Here is a 17,212-nt window from a genome sequence, read left to right as displayed (position 1 = left end):
ATATGGATATGACTGTATTTTATGTAAGTTTTATAAGTGATTTGAGATTTAGTAGTTCAAACATATAATTATTCCTTATACCAAATATTACTTTTATAATAATTTTATCTAAAAATTAATTTTTAAACAAAATAATATTGCTTTTATTAATATATATCAATAGGATTGTTGGTATTAACTAACTAAATCAAAATAATATGTTTAAAAAGTCGAAATTACTCGCAATTGCATTAATGGTTGGCGCAGCCTTCTTCGTTTCATGTCAGGAAGAAGAATCATTGCAAATAAATGAATTTGCTGTTGATCCATCAGTTATCCAGAAATTAGAAGATTTAGGATTCAATGTAAATGATCAAGCTCCTATGATTTTTGAAGGTGGGTATTTAGTAGAAGGCGATATTTACCTTACGGATGAAACTATCGCTAAAATGGAAAGACCAAGTTTTATTCCGGATGCAGAACAATACAGTACTGATAATTTAGTGTGTGGTCCGAGAGTGATTACTATGTATGCTCCAGAAGGTGGAAGAAACGGTTATAGCTCAGCAATGATAGCTGGATTAGATGAGGCAATCAGAAGATTTAATGCTGAAAATTTAACCATTACTTTCCAAAGAATCTCAAATCAGAGCCAAGCAGATATTGTAATGACAAGATTAAGCAAAAGAGATGAGAGAAGAGGCGTTTTAGGTTCTGCAGGATTCCCAACTTCATCTTGTGATCCATATGGTGAAATCAAAATGAGTGGGGTGTTAGAGTCATCTTATGGTTTAAGCACTAACGGTATCGCAACTATTATAGCTCATGAAATGGGCCATTGCATCGGTTTCCGTCATACAGATTATTTTGACAGAAGCATCAGCTGTGGTGGATCTACTGCAAATGAAGGTGATGGTGGAGTAGGAGCAAATCATATTCCTGGTACTCCAACTGGAGCTTCTGCTGCTGCTAAATCATGGATGTTAGCATGTACTGATGGAAGCGATAGACCATTCAATAATGATGACAAAACTGCATTAAACTACTTATATTAATAGATTATAAATTAAGTTGAATGAAGAGCCGCTATTAGTAGTGGCTTTTTTTGTTTGAAAGATTACAAAATTAGCTAACAATTAATAATTGTTGAAACAATTAAATTATTCTAATCTATCGTTGTAGAATTATAATAATATAATCTTTATTATGATGTTTTTACAGAATAAAATTGGGGAAATAAAAATATTTCAATAGGCTTGCATTATTAATTAACCAAAATCTAAAATTTATGTTAACAAAGTCAAGACTACTGACAACTGCGCTTTTTGCATGCGCAATGTTCTTTTTCTCATGTCAAGAAGAAGAAGCTTTACAAGTTGATGAATTTTCTGTTGATCCATCAGTTATCCAAAAATTAGAAGACTTAGGTTTCAATGTAAATGACCAAGCTCCAATGCTATTTGAAGAGGGTTATTTAGTTGAAGGTGATATTTATCTTACAGATGAAACTATTGCTAAAATGGAAAGACCTAGCTTCTTACCTGAATCAGAACAATATAGTACTGATAATTTAGTATGTGGTCCGAGAGTGATTACAATGTATGCTGATGAAGGTAGAAGAGGATATAGTCCTGCAATGATTGCAGGTTTAGATGAGGCTATCAGTAGATTTAATGCTGAGAACTTAACTATTTCATTTCAAAGAATTACTAATCAGAATCAGGCAGATATTGTCATGACTAGATTGAGTAGAAGAGATGAGAGAAGAGGTGTATTAGGTTCTGCAGGTTTCCCAACTTCATCTTGCGAACCTTATAATGAAATCAAAATGAGTGGTATACTTGAGTCAACTTACGGTTTAAGTACAGATGGAATTGCTACAATTATTGCTCATGAAATGGGACACTGTATTGGTTTCCGTCATACTGATTATTTTGACAGAAGTATCAGCTGTGGTGGATCAACTGCAAATGAAGGAGATGGTGGAGTAGGTGCTAATCATATTCCTGGCACTCCAACAGGCGCTTCAGCAGCTGACGCTTCTTGGATGCTAGCATGTACTGATGGAAGTAATAGGCCATTTAATAATGATGATAAAACCGCATTAGATTACTTATATTAAATATAGAGTATAATTGGTGTAAAAGGAGCTCAAATGAGCTCCTTTTTTTTACCATTATTTTAATGGCATCTTATTATTCAGAATAAATTTTAGGATTCTTTATTATCTTTAAAGATGACTTCGAAAAGAATTATTAAAAACAAAGTATTTGCGCTGGCTATATTTTTACTGATTGGTATTAATATTCAAGCTCAATATTTATTAAAACCGCAATTTGTATTTGATGGTGAAAATCTTCATGATAGCTGGGTGGTTTTAGTTGAAGATAACTTAATTACTGGCGTTGGATCAGTAAATAAAATACAAACTCCAGAAGGGACAAAAACAATAATGTTAGAAGGCAAAACATTGATGCCTGGTATAATTGAGGGTCATTCTCACATATTATTACATCCGTACAATGAAACGGACTGGAATGATCAGGTTTTAAAAGAATCGCATGAGGAAAGAGCTATTCGAGCAGCCGTCCATGTTCAAAATTCCTTAATGGCTGGAGTCACTACTATGCGGGATTTAGGAAGTGAAGGGGCTGGTTATGCCGATGTAGCAGTTAAACAAAGTATAGAAAAAGGAATAATTTCAGGTCCCAGATTATTAGTGGCAGGTCCTGCTATAGTGGCCACTGGAGCTTATGGCCCAAAAGGATTTCATGAAGGTGTGGATGTGCCGCTTGGTGCAGAAATGGTTAGTGGAGAATCTGAATGCATTGCAGCAGTTCGCAGACAATTTGGAAATGGTGCTGACTTTATAAAAGTGTATGCAGATTATAGATGGCAAGCAGGAGCTTCAAGTCAAACTACTTTCATGTTGGATGAATTAGCTATTATAGTAAAAACCGCTAAAACTGCTGGAACCTATGTAGTGGCACATGCTTCTACTCCAGAAGGAATGCGTAATGCAACACTAGCAGGGGTAGAAACTATAGAGCATGGTGATGGTGGTACAGCTGAAGTATTTGCCTTAATGAAAGAAAAGGGAGTTGCATTATGTCCGACTATTGCTGCTGGGGATGCGATCTCCCGTTATAGAGGTTGGGATGGGAGTGATGCTACTATGCCCGTTAGAATAAAACAGAAAAAGGAGTCATTTCAATTAGCACTAAAATCAGGAGTTAAAATTGCATTTGGTGGAGATGTAGGTGTTTTTACACATGGACAGAATTACAGAGAGATGGAGTTGATGGTTGAATATGGAATGAATACAAAATCTGTGTTAAAATCTGCTACCAGTGGCAATGCAAGTATATTTCATCTCAATCAGTTAGGTCATATAAAAGCAGGCTTCCTAGCTGATATAATTGCTGTTGAAGGTAATCCTTTAGAGGATATAAAAAATATGCGACAGGTTGATTTTGTGATGAAAAACGGTATTATATATAAAGAATAAGGTGGTCACATTCTTTAATAAAAGGGCCTGAAAAATGTAGGGAATAGATAGATGGTTTCTTCAGTATAACAAATAATATCCTTGTAGCGCAGAGCCCCTTCTTTTAGAGGGTACTTTTTGCGTGTGGCAAAAAAGGGAATAGGCTTTATTAATTGAACAGATTGTATAGGATTGCCAGGAAAATAAGGCCATAAAAAGTAATGATCTAAATTATCATGACTCCCTGGCTCAAATAAATATTCAGTGTCTCTTCTTTTCCTTTTTTCTATATCTACAAAACGCAGACTTGGTATTTCACTGTAGGCTTGATAGAATTCTTGTCCTTTATGGGGTACATAACCGGCTCTTAATAAACTTCCTAAACTTCTCATAAAGCTAAATATATTAGTAAATGCTAAATTAATTAGTATTTATGAGATTGTAAAGATGACTAATACTTATTATGAAAAAATATCGATAATTAGAATCGTTCTTTTCGTATTAATTCTCCATTTTCATCATAAAAGCGCCAAATGCCTGACTTTTCATCATTTTTGTAACGGCCTTTAATAATCATATTACCTAGACTATCAAATTGAAAATACCGGCCTTGCTTTTTTCCGTCTTTCAAGGATACTTCAAATTTGACTTCTCCATTCTCAAAATATTCTATAAAGCTCTTACTATTAAAGTCTTCAGGTAAAATATTTTCAACCGATATTAAATCTTCATCATCAGTTTTGTCTTTCTCTTCAGTGATTTCTGTATATTGAATACTTTCATTAACTAGAGCATGCCAATTTGTAATTTGCTCATGATTTAAGTAATTCATTTGAATTTGATGCCTTAATAAATCCCCTTCAGCGCCTAACTGTAAACCTATCATAGGAAAACTTCGGAAGTAGTCTTCATGAATTTTCAACTCTTTCCATGATTTATCATCGAGAATTCTTATAGCATCACTTAATAATTCATTTGAACTTAAATAGATAAATAAATTTGCTTCATATTGAAAGTTTTCCATGAAAACTGCATATTCCTTAGTATGGTCTAATGTTCGTTTCTCCTGAACAGCTGTAATTATTTTACCTAATGTTCTGGGAGAATTGCTAAAGACTACATAATCTTCCATAACAGTATAATAAGGTTTATCTATAGCTGAAAATGCTTTTCCTAAAAGAAGTTTAAAGAAGCCTTTTATAGATAGAAACTGGATCTCGTGATTTTTATATTGTATTCCTTTAAATTTTACTGGTGTTTTCTTTCGTATTTGTTCTTCAATATAGTTTAATTGATTTTGTGCTTCTTCAAAATCTTCATGACGTATTGCTATTGCAAGTTCTACTTTATTTTTATCACTATTAGAGTTCAGCTGTATTAAGACTATTTCTTCTTCAATCCAATTCAAAAAATTGTCTTCAATTGAGATGTTAAGATAGTTTTCAATTTTCTGTTTACTCTCTAGGTATGAAGCACCTTCTTCTTCATTTTCTAATAAAGCTTCCATTTCCTTATAGAAGCTTTTTGTATCTTCAAAAGTGAGGCTAATATAGTAGGATGCATTGTCAGGAACAATAGTACCTATTCGACATTCGCCTTGGCCCGCTTTCATTAATGCAGTTAATAAGTTCTTTTGATTCTTTTCAATACTTGCATATCCACTTGCTGAAAGCTTTTGATCATTCGCTTTTAATGACAAACCACTATATTTTAACATTTTGAATAGATCATGATTCAGTTCATCGTTTTCAATCCAAATCGAGAGATATTTTGGTAGTTCTTTATAGTTAATATACATATTAAGATCATGTGATTTCAATGCTTCACTTACATCAATAAAATCAAAATCACGAATAATGATAGGACGTTTTAATTGTGCAATTGATTCTTCTATCAAAGCATGAGTAGAAGAGATGCTTAATAAGTTTTCATAGAGGTATAAATAATAGCGTGTGGGAGTGTCTTTAAATTGTATTTCGATAATTTCTTGTTGTTGAAAATCTCTAGTATATACCTTTTCAATATCATCGCTAAAGTCTTTAATGTAGTTTTTTGCAAAGTTTAAAGAGGTTGCGCGCTGTAGATCAATTACATATAGAAAGTCATAATCCTCTGTGCGAGTTTTATGAATGGACATTACCATGGGACGATTCATTACCAATTCCCATATGTTTTCATTGGATTTCATATCGCTCGTAAGCTCATCCATATCCTCTCCAATTTCTTTAAAGTAGGAATCCGATTTCAAATAATTCCAAATGCTGTTTTCAGTTAGATTAGTCCATTGTTCAAACGGATTTTCAATTTCAAAAATAATACTGGCAGAAGGTGGTACTGCCATTAATGGTTTATTTTTAGCTACTGGCTTTAAATAGAAAAAATAAATTAAAGATGAAGCAAGGATGCAAAGCAGAATGCTAACCACAATAATGGCTTTTTTCATAAGGTTATAGATTTAGAATTCAAATATATGGAAAGAAGAAGATGTAGAGAGAAATGGTAATGAATTTTATGGCAGAAACAAAAAAAGCATCCCTTTTGAGGATGCTTTAAAGCGGTCTGGACGAGACTCGAACTCGCGACCTCCTGCGTGACAGGCAGGCATTCTAACCAACTGAACTACCAGACCAATATTTTATGTTTTATTCCTGTTTCTCTCTTTGAAATCGGGATGCAAATAACTGAATTTTATTTTTAATATTCAAAATTTATTTGCTGATTTTTTTTAATTATTTTTTGCCTCAAATCATTTATTTAAAGCTTTTCTGTGCGTCCTTTCGTTTAAGGAGATGCAAATGTAGGCGCATATTTATTAAATGCAAAACTTGATGAGAAAATTTTTCAATTTTTTTTCATTTCTTCATTTTTGTGTGAGTCTTCAGATTTAAATATTAATTTTACCCTTTCAAACAAATTGTAATCATGCTTTTGGAATTCGAACAACCTATAGTAGAATTAGAAAATAAATTGGCTGGGATGAAGTCTTTAGCACAAGAAAGTGATGTAGATATTTCTGATGCCATAAAAAAACTTGAAGATAAAATTGTGTCCCTAAAGAAAGAGACTTTTCAAAATCTAACCCGATGGCAAAGAGTACAGCTGTCTCGTCATCCAGACAGGCCCTACACATTGGATTATATTTATGAAATCACTGAAGATTTTGTAGAAATCCATGGTGATAGAACGGTAAAGGATGATAAAGCTATGGTGGGTGGTTTTGGAAGTGTTGATGGACAAACATTTATGTTTATTGGTCAACAAAAAGGTAGAAATACCAAGCAACGCCAAATGCGAAATTTCGGGATGGCAAATCCTGAAGGCTATCGAAAAGCTTTAAGATTAATGAAAATGGCTGAAAAGTTTAATAAACCTATCGTTACTTTCATTGATACTCCTGGCGCATTTCCAGGTTTAGAAGCTGAAGAAAGAGGTCAAGGAGAAGCGATCGCTCGTAACTTGAAAGAGATGTTTATGCTTAAAGTACCAGTTATCTGTATTATTATAGGTGAAGGTGCTTCAGGAGGTGCTTTAGGAATTGCAATAGGGGATAAGGTGATGATGCTTGAAAACACTTGGTATTCTGTTATTTCTCCAGAATCCTGTTCATCCATTTTGTGGAGAAGCTGGGATTATAAAGAACAAGCCGCAGAGGCTTTAAAGTTAACTGCACCCGATATGTTAAAACACAAACTTATTGATGCTATCATTCCTGAGCCTTTAGGTGGTGCACATACTGACTTAAAAGCAGTTGCAGAAGAGGTAAAGAAAACAATTTTAAAGAATTTCAAGGCTTTAGACAAGAAATCAGCAGAAAAGCGTATAGAAGAAAGAATTAATAAATTCGGTGATATGGGGGTTGTGAAATAACAAAAATTCACCATTTATAAAATGGCTTTTAAGAATGTAGATTTTCTCATTTTTAAAAGCCATTTTTTTTATAACTTGATTTTTAAACAAAGAACATATTATGAATTTACATATTATAGAAACAGGATTTTTTAAGTTAGATGGTGGTGCCATGTTTGGTGTGGTTCCTAAATCTTTATGGTCTCGCACAACTCCCGCTGATGAAAATAATATGTGCACATGGGCTATGCGATGTTTGGCGATTGAAGATGGTGATCAATTAATTTTGATTGATAATGGGATAGGAGATAAGCAAAGTGAAAAGTTCTTCAGTCATTTTTATTTGCATGGTGAAGCAAGTCTAGAGGGATCACTCAAAAAAGCAGGTTTTTCAAAGAATGATGTTAGCGATATGTTTTTAACGCATCTTCATTTTGACCATTGTGGTGGTGGTGTGAAATGGCAAGATGACGATCATACTAAATTAGATATTGAATTTAAAAAGGCCAAATATTGGTCAAACCAAGATCATTGGAAATGGGCTACAGAACCTAATGCTAGAGAAAAAGCTAGCTTCTTGAAAGAGAATATTCTGCCAATGCATGAAAGTGGTCATTTACATTTTGCTGATAAAGGAAAACCATCTCCCTTCTCACAATTTGATATTTTGTATGCGGACGGCCATACGGATAAACAGATGATTCCTAAAATTAAGTATAAAGATAAAACCATTGTATTTGCTGCTGACTTATTGCCATCCGTTGGTCATATTCCCTTACCTTATGTAATGGGATATGATACACGTCCTCTTTTAACCTTAACAGAAAAAGAGAAGTTTTTGAAAGAAGCAGCTGATAATCAATATATCATATTTTTAGAACATGATGCTCAAAATGAATGCTGTACAGTCAAAAACACTGAAAAAGGTGTTCGTTTAGATCAAACATTCAAATTATCTGAGGTGTTATAAATTCGTAAAACAGAGTTAGTAATATGAAAATTGGTTTGGCACTTTCTGGTGGTGGAGCAAGAGGTTTTGCTCATTTAGGTATTGCTCAATTCCTTTATGAGCAAAATATTAAACCCGATATTATTTCTGGTACAAGTGCTGGAGCAATTGCAGGTGCATTTTTGGCAGCAGGATACTTACCAAAACGTACTTTGGAAATTATTTCAGACATTAATTTCTTGAAATTCTTTAGACCTGCTATGTCTTGGTCCGGTTTGGTTAGCCTTGAGAAAATTTCAGGTTTATTACTAGAATATTTTCCAGATAATTCATTCAATAGTTTAAAAATCCCTCTGATCATTTCAACTACTAATTATTCAAAAGGTGAAAACGTAAACTTTGATTCGGGTGAATTAATTAAACCTTTATTAGCTTCAGCTAGTATACCAGTTATCTTTAAACCAATTATGATGGGTGAAGATAGTTATGTTGATGGAGGGATTACTAACAATATGCCTGCAAATTTATTACATACTAAAGCTGATTTCATCATTGGTGTAAACTGTAACCCAGTAGGCCCAGCAAATATTAATCATAATATGAAAGAGATGTTGGAGCGTAGTTTAATGATGGCTATTAATTATCAAACCAAGGAACAAGCTCAATTATGCGATCTGTTTATTGAGCCATACAAATTGTCTGACTATAAGGTTTTTTCATTATCTAAAGCTCAGGAGATTTATGATATAGGTTATGAAAGTGTTAAAGTAGCATTCTCAAAATTGGATGAAGATCATCCATTAAAGCAAAATTTTAAGACGGTATAAATTAAAAATTCCTACCACTTAACTCATTAGTTTTCCGCTGATATATTATTGATTCGCTTTTCAAGCAAAATTTATTCTTCTTAACTTCGGGAATAAAAATTAAACAATAATTTATGAGAAAATTATCAACATGGTCATTAATGCTTTTTATAGGCATCATGGCCGCCTGTCAACCTAGTGAAAAAGCTGAGGAGAAGGCAGATTTATCTATTAAGTATGAAAAATATACACTGCCAAACGGACTTGAGGTAGTTTTACATGAAGATAAATCTGATCCAATCGCAGCCGTAGCAATTCAAATGCATGTAGGTTCTAGCCGTGAAAAGCCTGGTAGAACTGGATTTGCGCATTTCTTTGAGCACATGCTTTTCCAAAAATCAGAAAATGTGGAAGAGGGAGCTTTCTTCAAAAACATTAATGATTTAGGAGGTACTTTTAATGGAGGTACTTGGACCGATGGAACGGTTTATTATGAGGTAGTCCCAAAAGATGCATTAGAAAGAATTTTATGGATGGAAGCGGACAGAATGGGCTTCTTTATTAATGCTGTAACCAAGAAAGATTTGGAGGATGAAAAGCCAGTGGTGCAAAATGAAAAACGCCAAAGAGTGGATAATCAGCCTTATGGACATCGTAGTTATGTGATTAAAAAAGCTTTATACCCAAAAGATCACCCTTACAATTGGGAGGTAATAGGTGAACTCGAAGATTTACAAGCTGCAACATTAGAAGATGTAAAAGATTTTTATAACGAATGGTATGGTCCTAATAACGCTACTTTAGTAATTGCTGGAGATTATGATAAAGAGCAAGTAAAAGCGTGGATTGAGAAGTATTTCGGTGAAATTCAATCTCGTGGGGAAGAAAATAAAATGGAGGCTATGCCAGTTAAACTTACCGAATCAAAAAAACTTTACCATGAAGATGATTATGCTAAGGTGCCTGACTTAAGATTGGTTTTTCCTACAGTGGAACAATATCATCCTGATTCTTGGGCTTTAACTGCTTTAGGTGAAATATTAAGCCAAGGTAAAAGAGCGGTTTTATATAAAAAGTTAGTAGAAGAAACAGAATATGCTCCACAGGTTTTTGCTTACAATCGATCAAGTGAATTAGCGGGTGAATTTAACATTGGCGTTAGAGCTAAAGATGGAATTGACTTAGACTCAGTTTATGCTGCAATTGAAGAAGCATTAAGTGAATTTGAAACAAATGGCTTTTCGGAAAAAGATCTTCAAAGAATTAAAGCTGAACAAGAAACTAATTTCTACAACGGAATTTCAAGTGTTTTAGGAAAAGCTTTCCAGTTAAGTAACTATAATGAGTTTGCAGGTAATCCTGGTTACATCACTGAGGACATCAATAAGATTTTAGCAGTTGAGAAGGAAGATGTAATGCGTGTTTATGAGAAATATATTAAAGATAAGCCTGCAATTATAACCAGTTTCGTTCCTAAAGGACAATTGGAATTAATCGTAGAGGGTTCTGAACAAGCAACCGTTAAAATTGAAGAGGTTAAGCCAATGGAAGAAAATACTATGGCTGATTTAGATCAAGATGCTGAATATACTAAGACTCCTAGTGAAATTGATCGTTCAAAAGAACCTGAATTAGGAGAAATGCCATTAATCACTCCTCCAGATATTTATGAGGCTGAATTAGCAAATGGATTAAAGATATTAGGTATTCAAAATAATGAATTACCATTAGTAAACTTTAGTTTTAGAATTAAAGGTGGTGGTTTATTAGATGATCCTGAGAAACCAGGCGTTGCAAATCTTATAACTGATATTATGCAGGAGGGAACTAAGAATAAAACTCCTGAAGAGTTGGAAGATGCAATTGGACAATTGGGAGCTAATATTGGTATGTATACCTCTAATGAAGAGATAGTTGTTTATGGTAACTGCCTAGCCAGATATTTTGATGAAACTATGGCAATTGTTGAAGAGATGTTATTAGAGCCTAGATGGGATGCTGATGAATTCGCTCGTATCAAAACAGCTCAAATTAATAATATTAAGCAAAGAAATGCTAATCCAAATGCAATAGCTTCTTCCGTAGCTAATAAGATTACATATGGGGAAAATCATATTTTTGCTCAACCATTAAGTGGTACTATTGAGTCAGTAGAAGGTATAACTATAGATGACCTTAAAGCCTTTTATGCGGATAATTTCGCACCAAATGTAACAGGTTTCCAAGTAGCAGGAAGTGTTTCTCAAGAAGATGTTAAAAATGCATTGAATGGATTGAATGAAAAATGGGCTTCAAAAGAAGTAGAAATGCCTACTTATGAAATGAAAGAAGTTCCTGGTGAAGGGAAAATATACTTTGCTAATTTTCCTAATGCTAAGCAATCTGTTATTAGAGTTCAAAGACTTGCAGTTTCTAGAAAAGATCCTGATTATTATCCATTAACAGTTGCGAATTATGGTTTAGGCGGAAATTCAGGTGGTAAATTATTTCAAGTACTAAGGGAAGAAAAAGGCTATACTTATGGCGCATATTCAAGCTTACAGTCAAGCAATGAAAAAGCCCCATTTGGAGCTTTTGCGAGTGTAAAAACGAATACAACACCTCAATCTGTTGCGACTTTTGCTGAAGTTATTGAAAACTATAAGGCCAATTATGATGAAACTGAATTAGAAAAAGCTAGAACAGCTTTAATCAGACAAGAGGCAAGAGAATATGAGACTTTAAATCAAAAGTTAAGTGTACTTCAGGAAATCTCTTCTTATGATCTGCCTAAAGATTTTATTAAAAGAAATCAGGAGAAACTTAAATCATATACTGTAGAAGATATAATAGCCATTATGGATAAATACATGAATGTTGATGAAATGGATTATATCATTGTTGGTGATGCGGAAACTCAATTAGAAGGAGTAAAGCAGTTGAATTTGAAAGAAGTTGTAAGAGTGGATGAAGACGGTAATCAGGTAGATAATGTAATTGAAGCGATGTAATTCGATTTGATATAAATTTAGAAAGGCTGATCTACTTTAAATAGATCAGCCTTTTTTATTTATTGACCTAAAATCATTAACATTCTTTCCCAAGATTTATTTCTAGCCATAATATTTGCTTCGGGTCCATCAGGATCATCACCAGATCGCATATACGCATGTCCAGCACCTTCATAAATTTCATAGTCAAAAATATGTTGATAATTGTCCATAGCTTTTTTTGAGGCATCTATAGTAGAATTAACTCTTTGATCATTCTCACCATAAAAACCATAAACCGGGGCTTGAATATTCATATACTTAATACTTTCTTTAGGACCCGTCCCATAAAAAACTAAAGCTTCTTTCAAATCAGGATTGTTGGTAGCATATCGGAAAGATTGGGAACCACCCCAGCAAAAACCAATAACTGAAACTCTTCCATTTGCAGCAGGCAAGTTTTTTAAATATTTAAATGCAACGTTTAAATAAGAGCTTACACATTTTGGATCTAGTTCATATATGGCATTTCTTGCATCGTCAGAAGATGGGAAATCAGAAGTCTGACTAAACTCCTCATTAAAATCTGATAACATATCTGGAGCGAAGGCAATATAACCTTCCGCTGCCAATTGGTCAGCAAAATTTCTTACCCAGTCCGTTAAACCTCTGTTTTCATGTATGATAATGACTGCTTTAACAGGTTCAGAAACTTGTGGATATACTATAAATGATTTCAAAGTTTTATCGCCAGCTGCTAATTCTACCCATTCGTGATGACGGGGTGATACTTCAAGTCTATTTTCTACTTTGTCTTGTGCTATTAAATGCACACTTAAAATAAAAGTCAATAAAATAAGAGTAGGGATTTTGAGTGAATTTTTCATGATTTTAACAATTAGTCTTTCTTAATTTAAGACAATAAAAAGAAAAATAAAAATGTACTATCTGCTCATAATTTAATATATTTAATATAAATTATGGTTTAATGAAGAAGCTGAAACATAAGCTTTATGAGTGTCTCAATCAGAATCCAATTGTATTTGATTTAATCAATGATTTGGCAACTGATGGATATTGCTTTTGGGAGCAAGGAGATTCTGATAAGGTATTGATAGATAGTAAATTAGCTAAAACTATTCATCTGGTCTCTTCTTTAAAAAATAATTTAGATGAAGTTGAAACAGTTAAAGGACATTTTTTAGATGTTCTGACGAAGGAAGTAATAAAAAAAAATAAGGAGAAACCTTCGGATAAAAACATTAATGAATTAACACTTTTTCATTCTTCGGGGAAAATTTCCATTCATTTTTATTGTTGTACAGATTTTAAAAATCAAACTTATTTTCTTGCTGCTCTGCAATATCAAAATGAAATCAATGAATCCATTGATAAGATTTCAAATAAGTTAGATTTAGCTATTTGGCAATGGAATATACAAACAAACGAATTAATCGTAAATGAAAAGTGGGCTAACATTATAGGATATTCACTCAAAGAGCTTGAACCAGTAACAGTAGAAAAATTCTTAAATATTACCCATCCCGATGATGGTGAATATGCCTTAAATAAGGCACGTAATTATTTCAGTGGAATTACAAATGAGTATTTTACTGAAATCCGGATGCGCCATAAAAACGGAACGTGGCGATGGGTGCTTACAAAAGGTAAGGTAGTTTCTAGAACGAAGTCAGGTGAGGTGGAATGGTTCATTGGTTCTCATTTAGATATAACAGAAAGAAAGCTACAAGAACAAGAAGCTGACATATTATCTTTAGTTCCATTAAATTCAACCAATTCAATTGTAATAACTGATGATAATGGATGTATCATATTTGTAAATAAATCATTCGAACGTTTAACGGGATATGAATTAGAAGAGGTTCTTGGTAAGAAACCAGGGCATTTTTTGCAAGGAGAAAATACCGATTTAAAAGATATTCAAGCATTTAGAGAAAAATTATTAGCAGGCAAGCCTTTTAATCAAACTATTCTTAATTATTCAAAATCAGGTTTAGAATATATAGTATCCTGTGATGTGAGCCCTGTATTTAATGATAAAGGGGATATTATTAAATATATAGCCATTCAAACTGATATAACTGAAAATATTAAAAATCATGAATTTCTAAGCACCTTTAAAACTACCTTAGATCAAACGGATGATTGCATTTTTATATTTAATGAAGATGATTTACAATTTAGATACGTAAATCAAGGAGCTGTTAAAATGATGGGATATTCGGAAGAAGAATTATATGAGTTACACCCTTATGATATTAAACCTGAATATCCCTATGAAAAATTTCAAGATCTAATTAAACCTCTAAAATCAGGTGAATTAGCAAACAAAAGATTTAGGACATTTCATAGAATTAAAAGCGGTGAAGTTATTCCAGTTGAAGTTTTTTTACAATTAATAAGACGCGAAAATTTTAAAAGTCAGTTTGTTGCTATAGTTCATGATATTTCAGAAGAACTTGAACGACAAAAAATGTTAGAGGAGCTTTCACTTGTAGCTGAGAAAACTACTAATCTTGTGATAATAACAGATGAAAATGGCTATATCGAATATGTTAATGCTGCTTTTGAGAAAAAAACGAAATACACTTTAAATGAAGTTATTGGTAAAAAACCAGGAAGTTTTTTACATGGCCCTAAAACCAACCCAAGTGATATAAAAGCTAATCGGATAGGTATTAAAAAAAGAGAGCCTTTCACTCAAGAAATTCTAAATTATACAAAGAGTGGTGATACCTATTGGGTATCCATCACCTTTAATCCTGTATATGATAAAGATGGAAAATTAATCAAGTTTATAGCAATAGAGTCTGATATTACAGAGCGAAAAATCCAAGAAGAAAGGCTGACCGAAAGTGAAGAAAGATTGAAGTTTGTTCTTGAAGCAAGTGAAATTGGTTATTGGGATTGGAATCTAGAAACAAATAAGCTTACGGTAAATGAAAAATGGTTTGAAATGCTGGGGTATTCCTCTTCTGATTTTGATCCTACCATTGATAATTGGCATTCATTAGTTCATAAAGATGATTTAATAAAGCTAGATAAAATAATTGAAACTATTTTACCTGATCCAACTAAGGGTGAATTTTCAGTTGAATTAAGGGCAAAACACAGGTTTGGACATTATGTGTGGATATTAAATAGAGGTGCAGTAGTTGAACGAAAAAAAGATGGGTCTCCAAAAAGAGTTTCTGGAATGCATTTGGAAATTAGTATGAGAAAAAAGCTTGAAAATGAACTTGAAGAAGAAAGAGAGTTTTTGAACCATGTAATCAATGCTAAGGCCCTTTCATTAATTATTATTAATAAGTACGGAGAAATTACTTTTGCTAATTCTGGTGCAGAAAACATATTGGGATTAGAGAAAACAAAGATTCTAGAGAAAGCATATAATGACCCAGATTGGAATTCTATTACACTTGATGGAAAACCTTACCCTGAAGAGGAATTACCCTTCGTAAGGGTGATGAGAACAAAAAAGCCAGTAAAAGATATACAACATGGTTTAACTTGGAGTAATGGTAAAATAAAGTACATCTCCGTTTCTGGAGCACCTTTTACAATTGACAATGGAGAAATACAGGATGTAATTTTTTCTGTTTCAGATATTACAGAAAGAATCTATGCCGAGAAGAAGCTTTTTGATACACAATTCAGAATGGAAAATATTCTGAAAGATATTTCTGATGTTATCTGGTCAGTTGATTTATCAGATGAAAATATGAATTATATCACGCCTTCAATCAAGAAGCTAACCGGTTACAATACTGAATATTATTTAGACGGATTTTCTGAAGATAAGTGGAAAGCTAACATAGTTAAATCTGATTTAGCTGAATATGAAAAAGGATTGAAAGAGTTAAAAGAGAAAGGCTTTTATGAAGCAGAATATCGTATCAAAACAAAGGAAGGAGATCTTAAGTGGATACTTAATAAAGGAAAATTCATTTACGTTAATGAAGAAGCTGTCAGAATGGATGGTATAATTTCAGATATTAGTAAAAGAAAGGAAAGTGAAAATGAAATAGAACGATATTTGAAAATTGCTGAAGACCAAAATAATAGATTGAAAAACTTCACCTATATAGTTTCTCATAATTTGAGATCTCACTCTGCCAATATTCAGGGCTTAATGTATTTGATTAACAAGAAGTTCCCTGAATTGTCTGAAAATGAATATTTAAGAATGCTTAATATAGCTTCAACCAAATTAGATGAGACTTTACATCACTTAAATAATGTAGTTTCAGTAGTTTCTTCTACTGATGATATGAAGGTGATTAATCTGGCAGAATCTATAAAATCATTTCAGGATACCTTTCAGAATTTTATCCAAAAATCAAATGTGACAATAATAAATGATGTACCTAAAAATATAAATGTATATGCAGTCCCCGCATTTTTAGAAAGCATAATTAGTAATTTATTAACAAATGCTTTAAAATATAAAGATAAAAATAAGCCGAATTCTTATGTTAAAGTTAAAAGTCGTAATTTTAACGGTATCGTTATCATAACGGTAGAAGATAACGGCTTAGGAATCGACCTCGATAAGTATGGTAACAAGCTCTTCGGAATGTTTAAGACATTTCATGCGCAAAAACATTCAAGAGGTTTAGGATTATTTTTAACCAAAAATCAAATTGAATCAATGGGAGGAAAAATAGAAGTTGAAAGTAAGGTGGGAGTAGGTTCAAAATTCAAAGTTTATTTAAAAGATGGCAACATTTAAAAATATCTGCATAGTTGATGATGATGATATGTTTATAAGGGTGAGCAAATTCATTATGAAGGATGAGAATTTTGCCGAAAATATATATCATTATTACGATGGAAGAGAGGCCATAGAACATTTAATAGCTACCCAGCCCTCAGAATTACCAGAAATTCTTTTAGTTGATATCAATATGCCTATGATGGATGGATGGGAATTCATGGATGAATTAGAAAAAATTAGAAAAGATGATAAAATGAAAATCTACATTACTTCATCTTCTATTGATCCTGCAGATCTTAAGAAAGCGGAAGGAAATCCCTTTGTTAGTGGGTTTATTAGTAAACCCATTGAGCCTGAAGCTTTGAAGAAAATAATAGATGGTTATAAATAGAAAATTTTCTTTATCCGATAACCATATCAACACACAATAGTTTGTTT

At 32.8% G+C, this 17,212-nt stretch carries 12 protein-coding genes and 1 tRNA gene; 9 read left to right on the top strand and 4 right to left on the bottom strand.

The features are described 5' to 3' along the window. Positions 1–197 precede the first annotated feature (197 nt). The 3 genes from QYS47_RS10600 to QYS47_RS10590 all read left to right on the top strand — a co-directional run bounded on the left by QYS47_RS10600 (position 198) and on the right by QYS47_RS10590 (position 3,487). Positions 198–1,034, top strand: a complete 837-nt coding sequence (locus QYS47_RS10600) for a M57 family metalloprotease (RefSeq protein ID WP_322346022.1) — start codon at positions 198–200, stop codon at positions 1,032–1,034. Positions 1,035–1,267: 233 nt separating this feature from the next. Next, positions 1,268–2,101 (top strand): M57 family metalloprotease, encoded by an 834-nt coding sequence (locus QYS47_RS10595; RefSeq protein WP_302125055.1) that lies wholly within the window; start codon positions 1,268–1,270, stop codon positions 2,099–2,101. Positions 2,102–2,215: 114 nt separating this feature from the next. Then, positions 2,216–3,487 (top strand): metal-dependent hydrolase family protein, encoded by a 1,272-nt coding sequence (locus QYS47_RS10590; RefSeq protein ID WP_322346019.1) that lies wholly within the window; start codon positions 2,216–2,218, stop codon positions 3,485–3,487. Positions 3,488–3,501: 14 nt separating this feature from the next. On the opposite strand, the gene QYS47_RS10585 is transcribed toward QYS47_RS10590, so the two are convergent. From QYS47_RS10585 to QYS47_RS10575, 3 genes are all read right to left on the bottom strand, one after another. Beyond that, positions 3,502–3,858: a hypothetical protein gene (locus QYS47_RS10585; protein WP_302100807.1), complete on the bottom strand. Its 357-nt coding sequence runs from the start codon at positions 3,856–3,858 to the stop codon at positions 3,502–3,504. 89 nt (positions 3,859–3,947) lie between these two features. After that, positions 3,948–5,909 (bottom strand): DUF3352 domain-containing protein, encoded by a 1,962-nt coding sequence (locus QYS47_RS10580; RefSeq protein WP_322346017.1) that lies wholly within the window; start codon positions 5,907–5,909, stop codon positions 3,948–3,950. A 112-nt stretch (positions 5,910–6,021) separates the two neighbouring features. After that, positions 6,022–6,095, bottom strand: a tRNA-Asp gene (locus tag QYS47_RS10575). Positions 6,096–6,388: 293 nt separating this feature from the next. Here QYS47_RS10575 and QYS47_RS10570 point away from each other — a divergent pair. The 4 genes from QYS47_RS10570 to QYS47_RS10555 all read left to right on the top strand — a co-directional run bounded on the left by QYS47_RS10570 (position 6,389) and on the right by QYS47_RS10555 (position 12,057). After that, the gene (locus tag QYS47_RS10570; RefSeq protein ID WP_302100803.1) at positions 6,389–7,333 is read left to right on the top strand and encodes an acetyl-CoA carboxylase carboxyltransferase subunit alpha; all 945 of its coding nucleotides are present in this window, start codon (positions 6,389–6,391) and stop codon (positions 7,331–7,333) included. Between the two features lie 100 nt (positions 7,334–7,433). Continuing rightward, positions 7,434–8,282 carry an MBL fold metallo-hydrolase gene (locus QYS47_RS10565; RefSeq protein ID WP_322346016.1) on the top strand — a complete coding sequence of 283 codons (849 nt, stop codon included), beginning with the start codon at positions 7,434–7,436 and terminating at the stop codon, positions 8,280–8,282. Positions 8,283–8,305: 23 nt separating this feature from the next. Next, positions 8,306–9,088, top strand: a complete 783-nt coding sequence (locus QYS47_RS10560) for a patatin-like phospholipase family protein (protein ID WP_308356620.1) — start codon at positions 8,306–8,308, stop codon at positions 9,086–9,088. 113 nt (positions 9,089–9,201) lie between these two features. Then, positions 9,202–12,057 carry a M16 family metallopeptidase gene (locus QYS47_RS10555; RefSeq protein ID WP_322346015.1) on the top strand — a complete coding sequence of 952 codons (2,856 nt, stop codon included), beginning with the start codon at positions 9,202–9,204 and terminating at the stop codon, positions 12,055–12,057. A gap of 59 nt (positions 12,058–12,116) precedes the next feature. Here the strand turns inward: QYS47_RS10555 and QYS47_RS10550 are convergent, their stop codons facing one another. After that, positions 12,117–12,923, bottom strand: a complete 807-nt coding sequence (locus QYS47_RS10550) for a dienelactone hydrolase family protein (RefSeq protein WP_322346013.1) — start codon at positions 12,921–12,923, stop codon at positions 12,117–12,119. Positions 12,924–13,024: 101 nt separating this feature from the next. Between QYS47_RS10550 and QYS47_RS10545 the strand changes: the two genes are divergently transcribed. After that, positions 13,025–16,789 carry a PAS domain-containing sensor histidine kinase gene (locus QYS47_RS10545; protein WP_322346011.1) on the top strand — a complete coding sequence of 1,255 codons (3,765 nt, stop codon included), beginning with the start codon at positions 13,025–13,027 and terminating at the stop codon, positions 16,787–16,789. After that, complete coding sequence (locus QYS47_RS10540; protein ID WP_302100791.1) at positions 16,776–17,165, top strand: response regulator; 390 nt, start codon at positions 16,776–16,778, stop codon at positions 17,163–17,165. Before QYS47_RS10545 ends, QYS47_RS10540 begins: the two co-directional genes overlap by 14 nt. The last annotated feature ends 47 nt before the right edge of the window (positions 17,166–17,212 follow it).

Source organism: Marivirga arenosa (assembly GCF_030503875.2).
Classification (GTDB): domain Bacteria; phylum Bacteroidota; class Bacteroidia; order Cytophagales; family Cyclobacteriaceae; genus Marivirga; species Marivirga arenosa.
Note: the sequence above shows the minus strand (reverse complement) of the source record. Positions and strands in the feature narration are given on the sequence as shown.